Genomic DNA, 12955 nt, shown 5'->3' with positions numbered 1-12955 from the left:
GACTTCATCTTTGTAGCAGATAGGCGCCTAGCCTCCTGCCCTGTTTCAAGCGCTGCGCTTACTACAGCGGCTGCCATTCATGGGCGTTTTCAAGATAGCGTCCGAATATGCCGACTCCTTCACTTTTAGCACAGCTTCATTAACGCTTCAGAAACTGTTCGACATAGCGCTCGGGAATCTCCGACTGTGAAAACAACTCGAATAGTTCAACATCAAGGTGCCCACCATGCGCCATCTTGCGCATGATTTCGAGCGATGCTTCTACGCTTTTCCCCGTTTTATAAGGGCGGTCAGTTGCCGTTAGCGCTTCAAACACATCAGCAATAGCCATCATTCTGGCCGGAATGCTCAGGGAGCCTGCGGGTATTGAGCGGGGGTAACCGCCGCTATCTGTGCGCTCATGATGTCCACCCGCGATTTCCGGTACATTCGCCAGATGCCGAGGGAAAGGCAACGCCTCTAACATTTTGATTGTCATCACAATATGTTCATTGATTTTATATCGTTCTTCCTCTGTCAGGGTCCCACGCTGGATTGACAAATTCTTCACCTCACCGCGGTCATATAATAATTCCGGTACCCGCATTTTGAAGCCCCATGGGTTATCCGCGCCAAATGCCTGTCCAGGCGGACGCGCGATCTGATGTTCCGGCTGATCACGAAGCAGATATTCCCGAGTAGGCAATGGATCAGCATCGCGCCCTGAACGGCGGCTAATTTCGTCATGAGAAAGCCCAAGACGGTCATCCAACGTTCGAACCCAGGTTCTGGCCGCTATTTGCTTGATGCGATTAATGGCCTCCTCAGACATATTTTCGCTGCCCAGATTACACTCAGCAACAAATGCAAAATCATCATCCAGTGCCTGAAATTCGTGGGCGAGCTGTTCCTTTGCAGAAGCAGGTAGGCCCTGAGGATAGGCCAGGTACCAGTGCGCGAGCTCTGCATCGCGCTTGCAAACCTCAAACCGCATTCGAATCTCGTGGATTCTGTCGTATAAGGTCTCGAGCTTCGTGGCCTTATCAACCACATATTCAGGCGTGACGACTTTCCCGCAGTCATGTAACCACGCAGCGATATGAACAGCTTCGCGCATCTCGTTGTCCAGAGTGAAGTCGGCAACACATGCTGCATCACTACTGGCAGCAAGCTCAACCAGCCATTCTGTCAAGATGGGCACACGATGGCAGTGCCCCCCTGTATGAGCACTCTTGGCATCCACCGCTTCTGCAAGCAGCTTGATGAAAGATTCAAACAATTGCTTTTGCTGGGCGATGAGTTCTCTTGATTCCAGCGTCAATGCAGCAAAACCAGAAAGCGCCCCGACAAGATTTCGTTGATGATCACTGAAAGGTGTTAAGCGCTCTAAGATCAGGAGACCAAGCAAATGACCACGCCGCCCGAATAACGGCACGAACAATGCGAATAGCCCATTGTTAGACTTGACTGTTGGCTGCTTGTCTCTGCGGGCTACCTCATCCAACGCAAGCCAATCAGCCAGCCAGTCGCGATCTGACTCTCCCCCACGATGTACCCGCAAACTCCACGTGTCGGAGTCATAAATATAAAGCCAAGCATGTTCTCCTTGAACAACTTTGCTCGTCTCTTCAAGCACCAACGGTAACAGGTTCTCCAAGTCAGTCTCTCGAGAAACTTTATCCAGCAACTTCATAAAATTGGATGATGTTACACGCGCTTGCTCCAACCCAGTCTCTAGCTGAGCTATTTCAGTAATTTTGGTATTTGTGAGTTCAATTCGGCTGAAATCAAAATTGGTCAGAGAGTTCGCCCTTTCAGCGAGCGTCTGCAACACTGCCGAGATCTGGTTTGCGCTCCTTCGGGCAAGTAACAGTGTGATAGCCGTAAGGAATAAGGTTGCCATTAACAATGCATTGCGAACTGTTTGAGCCTTAGCTAACAGCCTGTCTCTCGGCACGGCAACATGAAGTTCAATTTCATCGAACTGCTCAAGCTTGATCTTCGCCGTACCAACCCACCAAGATCGCCCTTCCGGATCGATCATCCAACTGAATGCATCACCCTCTGAATTCCATGGAGCAGCTACAAGCTTTGTGAAAAAGATATCTTTTCCATTGTCGAGGGTGTCCGCAGAAATTACTGCGCCAGTGTTTTCGAGCAAGGCAATACGTGCAGCTTGCTCTTTAGCTAACCTAGCCAACTCGGGCTCAAGGCTCTCGACCTCGATATCCATGCCGATAACCCAACCTTCCCCCATGTATTTAGCAAGGGTAACGCCGCGTTTTCCAGTTGTGAAAAAATTGTATACAGAAGTGCGCAGCAACACATCTCTGTCAAGACTAGCTTGATACCAGGGTCGAGTCCGCGGATCGTATTGGCGTCCTGATGCAACGGGCTGTCTACTCAGCACATGGAATTGAGCATCCAGACTGGTCCAATACTGGTCCTCGCCCTCCTCTGAATTGACTCGCTGTGTCTGCACTAGCCAACGAGACTGGGGTGAAACATGAAACCGCTGCCGATCCAGGTCATCACGTAGAGCACGGAGAAGCAGAAACTGGCCACTAGGGCCGCCGACATAAATGCTCGTCAACATCTTGTTGTCGATCAGTATTGATGCCTGTGCAGGGAGGCGGAGCATCCAGTCTTGCTCTTTACCTGTTTTAAGATCAGGTACATTGGCAAGAAGATTCAATAAAATAGTTGCTGGCTGGAGTAAACGATCGACAGCATAACCTGACTCGGAGGTGATGCGACTTAACGCCTTTGCAGCGTCATTTTCAGCTACTTTACTGAGTAACCAGTAGCCACCTACGCTGAATAATAGGCCAATTAGCAGAACTAACCCACCCATGCGATATTGCATGTACCGATGAATTTTTATCATGAGCTTACCTTAGTGCGTGAGAACACAACAAAAGAGAATACTCATCAAAAAAATACAGCTTTTCAAAAAAACGCGTCTTCTGTATTTGTCTCGATTAAGAGGTCAAAGTGTCTTCATCTCCAATCTATACCGAAACATCTTATGAAAATAGAGCATTTATCTTGGTAATTGCCCGAAAAACTGAGGTGTACAGATTTACTTATCTCCTGACTCCGGCATCGTGCCGCCCCAGGTGTTTTACTCATGCTATTGATTCCCATCCCGCCACTCCTTCACCATCTCCTTGGTGACTTCATCTTTGTAGCAGATAGGCGCGTAGCCTCCTGCCCTGTTCCAAGCACTGCGCTTACCACAGCGGCTACCATTCCGTGCATGGTTGTATGGGCATGGGCAGTTCCCGGGATAGCTGTCGATAGACTCCTGGATTATCTGCTGCTTAACCTGGTCATCTGACACTTTGTGTTTGGGGGCTTGGTCCTTGGCGCTGACAGAGAAGCAGATAGCCAGAAGCATGGCCAGCAATGCGGTTCGTTTCATTGAACACCTCGAAGGTACTCCATTGAGCACCTATAAAGTTACCACTCCACCTGACTGCTGAGTACAACACCATGATTAAATGGTGATATACCTCAATTTTCTACCTCTTCAGACCATGTTCTGGCCACTCGACTCTAAACAAAGAAATTCTCGTTTGATACCATCCCCACACGGCACTCAGATTCTCAAGGAGCGCCAGTGCAATACTGCATGAAACACAGGGCTAAAGCAGCATTCTGGGAGCTGGAACTTAGGGGCGGTAGCTTAACTACGGTTTATAATTGATACCCCCTCCCACGACTAACAGGAAAAAAATTAACAATGAAGAGAAAGAAAAAATCAAAACCAGAATCATCACATGAAGTTATTAACAAAATACTCCACCCTAGATCTTATATAGGCAGCAAAAACAAAGCCATACAAGATGCTTTTATAGCATTCATTATAAACGAGAGCTCTGATGATGACTTTGAAACTCAACTTGGTGTACTAATAAAAAATGATGTAGTTGCTGAAATGTTCAATTTTTATAAAAGAGACATCAGAAACTACTCGTCAAAGCCATATTTTTCATATAAAGATGTAGATATTGCGCGAATCACCTCCATATATCGAGTATTGCTAAAAAGCAAAGTGAAAGAGCTTATAGAATTTGAGGAGTTTAAAAGGCGCGTCTACCAGTATACTGTTCACGCCGAATATGAAAGCGCGATAAACCAAATACGACAATTTAATGAAAAAAATAGTGAATCCCTATGGACCTTATCGATGGAGACTCTAATCTATGGATACTTGAAAAAAGATCCATTAAAATTTGATAATATTAGAAGAAAAATCGAGGAACTGGAATACTCAACACAAAAACGTTACTTTCAGGTTGCGAGCAGAAGACACACATCTTCTAGTATGACTGCGCTAATTGAAAACCAAATAAAGAGAACAAACAGAGAATTCATTCATGCCGATGCAAAATTCCTAGCTGCAGTACACTCCTTATTACATCTCCCATATCCACTATATGACGATATTGACTCCTCATATGTTTACTATGAACTACAACAATTTAACTACATTGACTTCTATCAATTACTTGGTGAATCGATAACGCAAGCAAAAATAAATCATGATATTCGTACATCTCAACCAATCATAGACTTCAATCCTATATCTAGCGTATTATTACATCTACAAGATTTCATAACAGAACTCGGACTTAATGACTGTAAAATTAAAGATGGCGCGATTGATAAATTCACAGAGGATATAATCGAACTGTATAATGAAGGTCAGTACAACATTATCCTTGACCAACTAGAAGATAGGGTATTCGAATGTAAAAACATAGCCACAAATCTATGCATTTATGCCAAGAGTTACGTTTATACAAACAGAAACCCAAGTGAATCACTCCCTAGCTTAGTAAAAGACAGCATTTGCAATCTAATTAATATATATAAACTTCACAATGTGAATGCATCTACGCAAAATCTATATGAACTTGCAATAAGAATACATCCTCTAGAACTTAGCAAGCATATTATTTTGAGCATATTAAAGGTATCACCATATTATTTCGGCGCTGATGATAACAAAAAAATAGGATTAATGACACTTTACTTATATGAACAGGCGACCCCCGTTAACAGCATATCAGGTAAATTCTCTCAACCTTTTGAATTCTCAATCGTAAAGACAGAACCTCATAGTCACCTAATTGAGATAAAGAATGAAACAATTGAATATATTACAAACGAGAATTATAACCAGGCTGCGATAAAACTTGAGGAGTATAGAAGAGAAAGTTTAATTTATAAAGACTACATAGACTTGAAAGTATTCTATCACCTAAAAAAACAAAATAAACGAGAGCTTCTAAATTTTACAGCAAGGACGTTAATTGAAACGCCCCAGAGTTACATATGCTTTCCTTTGGCAGAGATCATTAATTATATTGAATCTGAATCATTATTCAGTGTAGAAGCGGTTATAGTTGCATATTTTTATAAAACTCACAATCGACGCCTGAGCAAAGATGTATTCAACGATATATTTGAAGAATTCATACTAAGCTCAGGCCATGAGCGCCCTAGTGAATTATTTGAGTCATTACATATAATTTCTGATATGCATGTTTTCTTTTTGGAGAAAATAGCTACTATTGAAAACATTGATTATCTGGGGTGCTTCAATGACAATATAGATTTAACTCTAGAAAGAATTAAAATAATACAAGGATTGAAGGTTCGAAAACTAATTGATGACTTGTCCTTTTCGAATGAATTTCCACAGCTAATTGAAAGTGTGATTATTGATAGTGGTGTTGCCAAGCTAAGCACAGCCAAGATATTTGTTGATACTGATAGTATATTACATTCAAAGCAATCAGAGATTGAATTATTCATTGAAACCATTGAATCAAAGGAAATATCAAAAGCAAATGGAAATTTAATCAATCTACTTAACTTGATAAGAGGTGAGTATATTAACAATCCAGAATTTGGACTTGACATAAACCTTAGCTCTGAAATTAGGCATGGTTTCTTTAGTAACATTATGTGCTCTAAGCTAAAAGAACAAAATATACTATGCGAACTTGACAGCGACTATCCGAATAACATAAAAGACAATGAGCATTGGATAAATTACTATGATATAGTTCAAAACCATATCCTTAACGATATAAATGATTCCCTTAAAAAATTTTCTTCAACATTCTACAAGCTACTAGAAAAGGCTGAGAACTGGATGAAGACAGATGTTCACTTGAATCACGACAGAGTTTTTTGCTTTGACATAGATAACTATGACCTTTTCACGATTGCATTTGAATCCCTGGATAATAATACTGCACCAAAGTTAATAATTGAAATGTTGAATGACAAGCTCGAAAGCAATCTCCATAAAATTCAACATAAACTTAATGCTGAGCTTGCAGTAGAGATTGATGTGATTTTTAGCACATTACTTTCCGATATAAATTATAAGAAACGTGGTACATCACTTAACGATCTTATAATATCGATTCAACAAGCACAGTCAGATGTTAAAGAGAGTATAAGGACCGTGTGTGAATGGTTTAACTTAAGAAAAGATATTGAATTTGAACCATTGCCAATAACTGACGTAGTCAGACTTGCGCAGAAATGCTTTGAAAAAATATCGAGTAGCGATATTCAGTTTAATATATATGGACAAGGAGAGTCTAAAGGTGAAGTAAAAGGAAAAGATATTTCATCACTAGTTAAAGCACTAATAAACTGCTTTAATAATAGCATTGAGCATGGCACAAACAAGAACTTAATAAATGTTAAAACCACAAGCCTATCAGAAAACTCCTTTAAAGTTTCAATTCATAACAATATAACAGAAGTCAGAAAAGATGAACTGAGCTCAGGCTTGTTGAATGAAATCAAGGAAAAATTATCCGCGATGTGTTCAGACGAGCTTCTTGCTACAGAGGGAGGCTCTGGTCTCTATAAATCAAAGTATGACCTTATGCACCTATCTAAACATTATGACCTAACTATCAACCTAAATGAAGATGTTTTCACTGTAGAGATATTCTATGACGATAAAGATACTTATAGTTGAAGATAACATGCATAAAAGACAGAGTATAATATCATCAATTAAAAACTCATTTGATAATATTCACATAGATGAAGCGCATTCATTTACAAGTGCATGGTCTTTGTTATTGAAAAACAATTACAGCTTCGCATTGTTAGACATGAGTCTACCCACCTTTGACAAAACAAACAACAATACTGGTGGAACATTTAGAGTATTTGGAGGAAAGGAAATAGCAAGAAAAATCACCAGAAGAAAAATAGAAACACCTTTTATGTTTATCACTCAATATAAAAACTTTAGTGAAGATAGTAGTCTTTATTCTTTTGAGTCACTAAAGGCAGAACTAATAGAAAGCTATCCAGAGCAATGTAAAGGGTTTATTTATTATAATAATGCCAGTAGCGAATGGAAAGATGAAATAAACAACACAATTAAGGATAGTATTTATAATGCGGATTTTGATAGTTGATGACGATAATAGCAGAGCACTGAAAATCAAGTCTAAGTTATTTGAAAAAGGCTTATGTAGTAACAACAATATTGACATTGCAAATAACGTTCAAAGCGCACATGGGTTCATCTCATCAAAAAAATACAATATCCTTATACTAGATGTTGTATTACCAAAGCGAGATGACGTTGCATCTGCAAAAAACGGCTTAGAGTTTTTGACATCAATTGCATCAAGATCTCACTCAAAAAACATTAAACGTAAATTACATATGCCGGATACTATCATCGGGATAACTGCCAATACCGATGATATTTCACTTTACAGAAAAGAATTTGAATCATACTGCTTTCATATTATTGAAGCATCCATTTATGATGGAGAATGGATGCAGAAACTGATTAATGCAGTCCAGTATAAACTAACTGCATCGATATCAAACACATGCAATATAAAGAAAATTGTGTGCATTACGATTCATGGTATTCGAACTACTGGGAAATGGCAAATTCAGCTTCAAGAAAAAATAAAATTCCATACTGATGATGTAGCATTCGAAACGTATAAATACGGTTTTTTTTCAGTTCTACTATTTTTATTGGCTCCGTTTCGTTGGCGTGAGGTAAATCGATTTAGAAACTCGATAGAAACAATTCTGAGAGAAAATCCAGACAAAGAGGTATACATATTTTGCCATAGTTTTGGGACGTATGTCGCTGTTAAGACTCTGGAGAGACTATCTAAAGATGAAGCTAAAAACATAAAGTTACTTGTTTTAGCTGGCAGCGTATTGAAACAGTCATACGACTTTACCAACCTATTGAAGTTAAGTGATATTAAAATTGTAAATGATTGTGGCACTAACGATATCCCGCTATTATTTAGCGAGTTATTTGTTTTAGGAGCAGGAATGGCAGGGAGGGTCGGGTTTAAAGGGAGCAATAATGATAGATTCACCAACAGATTTTTTCCTGGTGGTCACAGTCATTATTTCAATGAAAAAAATAGATTTATAGATGAATATTGGTTACCATTTTTTGAGACCGGCGACGCACCTGAGATGATAGATCAAAGAAGCACTGATGGATGGTCTAATTGGATAAGCGCCATTGTTGGAATAATAGGTGGACTGAAGGCAATATACATCCCTGCGATAATAATCACCGCATTGATTGTAGCTATTTACCCATGATAGCAAGCTAAAGACTAAACTGGTTTTTACCAGCACCCCCTTTCTTACTTCAATGAACAATTTCTGCTTCCAAAGCCACATAGGCAAGCATGTGTCAGCTGACAGGTACACATCTACATCCCAATATTCTTTTATATAATTTAAGATCTTAAACATCGGCTTATAACTAGGGGCTATTATTTTATAAATAACCCCTATAAACCACCGCCCCTTCTTTCCTACCTCCTGATAAAACTCATCACTATGCTGAACCTCCTCTCGCGTCGGTAGGCTCTTGAACACCTCTGCCTGCAAGTCCTCCCCTGCCCTAACGCGCCTCACCAACTGTAAATAAACCAGCTCGAACACCGGTCGATATTGCTCCATCGTGAGCATCTTGCACTCCCAGCTCGTAGCCCTTACGGCGAGCTCCACCGCGGGATAGTAACACCTTACCCAAATTTACTAAGTGGAAAGGTTACAAACGAAGACCTCTGTGATAGTATGAGAATACTGATGAGATAATTTAGGCCGTTCGGGGTAATAGGTGGGGGACTGACAATCCCCTTGGCGTTTCTTGTCTTTGTAGCCCTTCTGTTGTCTTTGTTGCGTTTTATTAGCCTTGAGTTGGCTCTATCTGGCCAATCCAACATTGAGGAGGTGTCTATGGTTAGAACATTAACTGCTTATACTCGTAATTTTCTAAGCTCTTTTTACGAAACATTATGGACTATTGGAGTCGGCTGCGCCGCTACACACCTATCGACCTAAATTATCTTACAACATGAAGGCTCTTCAACATCGGCTTACAGCAGGAGTCGTCTTTTCCTGAGTAAAGTCCTTAAACCTTTCACTCTCCTGTTTCCTGATAGAACTGCGGACTATGCCGAATCTGCTCCCGGGTCAGCAGGCCCTTGAATACTTCAGTTTGTAAGTGGCCTTGTTGATCAAATCCGAAACTGGATAGCTGTTCTCCAGTCCGCCGGGACCACCAAATTCACTGGCTGGCGAAAAGGCATACCAGGCCCTGTGAGCTTATTCATGACCTTCACGCTAGCCATGATTTCGCCCACTTGGGCGTTGTAGTCCCGCAGGCTCAGTTTCGGTCCAGTGAGTTGCTTGAAGCGGTACATCAACGTCTCGGCTATCGAGAGTTCAGTTCACCAGCCTTGACTGCTGTTACAGCTTCGTTGTGGGGATGCCCATCCTCCTACATCGCCGCGTTCTTTTTCGGCGGTATGGTGGCTTTTGCCCCCTTCTTTCTCCTCAGTAGCGCATGACACGCATTAGTGTCATATGCCCTATCGGCGTTGACCTGTTTTATCTTGCGTCGTAAAAAGTTGAAAAGTTTCGGTAGTACCTCGTTATCCGCCACCGCCTCCAGGCTAACTTCGGCAGCGATTATCGCATGGGTTGTGGCAAGCGCTGTTCATCAAATCACGAAAATATTGGCAATGATGACTTAGGAGGAAATATCACATCATCCCCAAGAGTCCGCGATTCGAATCAATTAGCGAAGCTCTCTCGGCCACCATCTGTAATGTCACCCAATAGGCAGCGTCATAGTCATATGGGACTTCCGGTGATGGACTGCCAATGTCTAGTCGCAAACCTCGCTCATCACCCTTTGGAACCCAATGCCATCCTTCTGGAAGTTCTGGTAAATCTCGCTCACTGTGTTCAGGCCAAGCCAAATACAGCTTCATCAGAACCGCCATCTGCAACATCTCCTCTGGAGTCTTTCGCACTATCCAATCCTCCCGGTTATCGTCACGCCGCACCGGCGCGCTTCTGACACTAAGCGCTCCAGCTCTGCCTGCACGGCATCGCCTGTCACGCTACCGTCACGCTGCAGCACAACCACTGTCGCCCGCATCTCGCAAGCCCTGATGGACACTTCCAGTTCGCTCGCTCTCGTTGCCGTGGTTGTGGCTGGCAATCTGCGCAGTATCTCAGCCCGAACTTCCGCTGGCCGTGGCGCAAACTGCCGTTCAGCATCGCTGGCCATGTCCTGCACAACCTCACGGATCTGGCCAGGGGTGAAGCCTCGTAGCACCCCACCCCACGCCAGCGCCACGCCGCGAGCATTGGCATCCAGCTGGTTGGCACTGGCAGGCCAGCATCCGGCCATCAGCGGCAACAGCTCCTCGGCGATAAACGCAGCCATGCGGGCGCTCATAGCGGGCGCCTCCTGATTGGATGGCAGGGCGGTCACGTTAGAGAGGGGTGTCGTCGTCATAGCTGACAGCTCCCGATTCGATGAGGGCGCGGGCCTGTTGCTGGGCGGCGGAAATGTTGGACATTGGCTTGCGCTTACTCTCAAAACCCTCCCATTCGCCGTTCACACAGTGCGGGCGACCGATCTGTTCCCAGCGCTGAGCTCCAGCCAGGTATCCGGCAAACTTCTGTGGTGCGAACAGGGTTATCGGCCGCAGGTACTCGGCCATTTTCAGGCTTGCAGACCAGTGCTCGCGCTTGAAGTCGATGACCAGTTGCAGATCGGCTACGGTGTAGCCCTCCCCCAGTCTTGCGTTGATGTTCTGCAGGGTGGTTGACTTGGCCTGATAGCGGCGATTGCATACGGCGTTGAAGTGATTCAGAACAGCCAGAGCATCAGGGGATGATTGCTCTGATTTTTTCGCTGGTTTGGTTTCATCAGAAACCGAACAATAGATCTGTTTACTATCCTCGGAGTTTATTATGTTATTAATGATAAGATCTTCGGCGTGATACTCCGCACCTAACTCCGCAGTGCGGAGTTGCTGATCTGCCTCCTCCCCCATATCCGGCGCGGTCTCAAACTCCGCGCCATACTCCGCGCTAAAGTGTTGCGAAACTCCGCGCTGATAGGCATCAAAATTTAACAAGCTGATGACGGTATAACCGCCCTTCCCCTGCTTAGTCACCCTGCTGATAGCGCCTTCTGACTCGAAGTAATCCAGTGCCCGGCGAGCCTGATCCTCAGACACTCCGCACGCAATCCCAAGCGAACGAGCAGAGCAAGCCAGCTGACCGCGATGAATTGTGAGACGGTTGCCATTGAAGGTGACATCGCAGCTCTCATAGGCCGCATCCAGCAGCAAATGCAGCCACACTGACTTCTTGGCCACGTCCTTGTACCAAGGTGCGTTCAGCATCGACGAATAAGCGAGACGGAAGCCATTGCGGGCATTTTCGCTCACGTTGTTTCCTCTGCTAACAGGTTTGGATGCCGGCTCGGCAGCACCCGGGAATTTGATAACCGTGTTCATGCTGCCTCCTCATCCGCACAGGGAAGGCCTATTTCAGACAGGTGCAGAGCTATACGTTTTCCAATCCATACCATGCACGGAACGGCCATTGAATTGCCGATCGCTTTGTAGCGCGGGCCATCTGCGGCCATTAGCCACCATTCGCCATCAATCAGCTCCCACATGTCGTCTGGGCGCAGCTTTGTGACCTGTTTTTTGGAATACTTGCGCAACGGTATTCTCGTCCTGTTGTCAGGGAAGCCTTGCAGGCGATCGCACTCAACCGGAGTCAAGCGGCGCACGGCGAGATCTGCGTACACACATGCTGGCAACGGACGCCCCCCGCCGCTGGGGGAATCCGCAACTAACGTTCCCATCGGCTCATGAGGCAGCAGCCCTCCGTTACCGCTATCGATATAGCCGAGCACGTTCATGCCGCGATCCGCGCAGGGGGAGCTGTCGTGCCGGGCTGTGAGGGTTCCGGCGATTTCTGTGCCGAATTGCGTCAGTACCGCATTTTCCTGCACCAGTTCATCCCAGTTGTTGGCAGCGAATATGACGCTTTGATCGTGGTCTTTGATGCTGTTGTATTTGGCTAAAACAGCATTTTCCTGCCCCTGATTGCGGCCCAGCGTATGCGCCAGCTCGGTGTTGGTGTCTGGGTCTTGGGTGCCGTGGACTGTCATTATCGGTTGCAATACAGCCGGGAAGCGGTTCTTTTCCGGCATTGTCTGGCCTTTTGCCAAGACGGCATCAAGGGTCTGGCTTACCTGCCCACCATCCCACCAGCATCCAGCGGCAGGAATCAGGTGTCCTGCTTGTCCTTGGTTGTCGTCTGCACCACACGTTCCAACGCCGTTTGCAGTAAGTGCGGCAACGACCGAGCCCGTTTCTCTGCTCGGCGGAGTATCCCGGCGCAGGCCGTCGCGCTCAAAAAGTACCGCTGCGGGATCGAACCCTGCTCGAGCACTTGCGACAACAAACAAACGGCGGCGTCGTTGGGCCACTCCGAAATATTGGGCATCGAGGACGCGCCACGCGACTGCTCTTTGGGGGCCAAGCACACAACCAGCGTTCGACCACCGCCCCCCTGGTGGGACGAGCTCGCAATCTTCGCCGGCAAGGAG

The 12955-nt window shown here is 44.7% G+C and carries 6 protein-coding genes and 2 pseudogenes; 3 read left to right on the top strand and 5 right to left on the bottom strand.

The window, feature by feature from the left end; genetic code table 11:
* Positions 1 to 139: 139 nt before the first annotated feature.
* Positions 140 to 2866: an HD domain-containing phosphohydrolase gene (locus tag BW958_RS08900; protein ID WP_076575391.1), complete on the bottom strand. Its 2727-nt coding sequence runs from the start codon at positions 2864 to 2866 to the stop codon at positions 140 to 142.
* Between the two features lie 858 nt (positions 2867 to 3724).
* Between BW958_RS08900 and BW958_RS08890 the strand changes: the two genes are divergently transcribed.
* From BW958_RS08890 to BW958_RS20315, 3 genes are read left to right on the top strand one after another with little or no spacing between them, the layout of a single operon-like run.
* Complete coding sequence (locus BW958_RS08890) at positions 3725 to 6994, top strand: hypothetical protein (RefSeq protein WP_076575389.1); 3270 nt, start codon at positions 3725 to 3727, stop codon at positions 6992 to 6994.
* A 7-nt stretch (positions 6995 to 7001) separates the two neighbouring features.
* Entirely contained in the window at positions 7002 to 7445 is a 444-nt protein-coding gene (locus tag BW958_RS08885; protein ID WP_218641751.1) for a response regulator transcription factor, read from the top strand.
* Entirely contained in the window at positions 7426 to 8619 is a 1194-nt protein-coding gene (locus BW958_RS20315) for a response regulator (protein ID WP_076575387.1), read from the top strand. The genes BW958_RS08885 and BW958_RS20315 overlap by 20 nt, the downstream gene beginning before the upstream one ends.
* Positions 8620 to 9545: 926 nt before the next feature.
* Here BW958_RS20315 and BW958_RS08875 read toward each other — a convergent pair.
* The 4 genes and pseudogenes from BW958_RS08875 to BW958_RS20635 all read right to left on the bottom strand — a co-directional run.
* Positions 9546 to 10018: pseudogene (locus BW958_RS08875) on the bottom strand (transposase); the annotation flags it as partial.
* Between the two features lie 327 nt (positions 10019 to 10345).
* Positions 10346 to 10777: a hypothetical protein gene (locus BW958_RS08865; RefSeq protein ID WP_076575385.1), complete on the bottom strand. Its 432-nt coding sequence runs from the start codon at positions 10775 to 10777 to the stop codon at positions 10346 to 10348.
* Positions 10778 to 10814: 37 nt separating this feature from the next.
* A complete protein-coding gene (locus BW958_RS08860; protein ID WP_076575384.1) occupies positions 10815 to 11849 on the bottom strand; it encodes a conserved phage C-terminal domain-containing protein in 1035 nt (344 codons plus the stop codon).
* Positions 11846 to 12955 (bottom strand): annotated as a pseudogene (locus BW958_RS20635) (DNA cytosine methyltransferase); the annotation flags it as partial. The pseudogene BW958_RS20635 and the gene BW958_RS08860, both read right to left, overlap by 4 nt.

It is taken from the genome of Aeromonas sp. RU39B, from assembly GCF_900156095.1.
GTDB lineage: Bacteria > Pseudomonadota > Gammaproteobacteria > Enterobacterales > Aeromonadaceae > Aeromonas.
Note: the sequence above shows the minus strand (reverse complement) of the source record. Positions and strands in the feature narration are given on the sequence as shown.

Excerpts from the sequence above, each read along its gene's own strand:
- BW958_RS20315 (WP_076575387.1), top strand. The coding sequence starts at position 7,426 with ATGCGGATTTTGATAGTTGATGACGATAATAGCAGAGCACTGAAAATC.
- BW958_RS08900 (WP_076575391.1), bottom strand. The coding sequence starts at position 2,866 with ATGATAAAAATTCATCGGTACATGCAATATCGCATGGGTGGGTTAGTT.
- BW958_RS08890 (WP_076575389.1), top strand. The coding sequence starts at position 3,725 with ATGAAGAGAAAGAAAAAATCAAAACCAGAATCATCACATGAAGTTATT.
- BW958_RS08865 (WP_076575385.1), bottom strand. The coding sequence starts at position 10,777 with ATGAGCGCCCGCATGGCTGCGTTTATCGCCGAGGAGCTGTTGCCGCTG.
- BW958_RS08860 (WP_076575384.1), bottom strand. The coding sequence starts at position 11,849 with ATGAACACGGTTATCAAATTCCCGGGTGCTGCCGAGCCGGCATCCAAA.
- BW958_RS08885 (WP_218641751.1), top strand. The coding sequence starts at position 7,002 with ATGCATAAAAGACAGAGTATAATATCATCAATTAAAAACTCATTTGAT.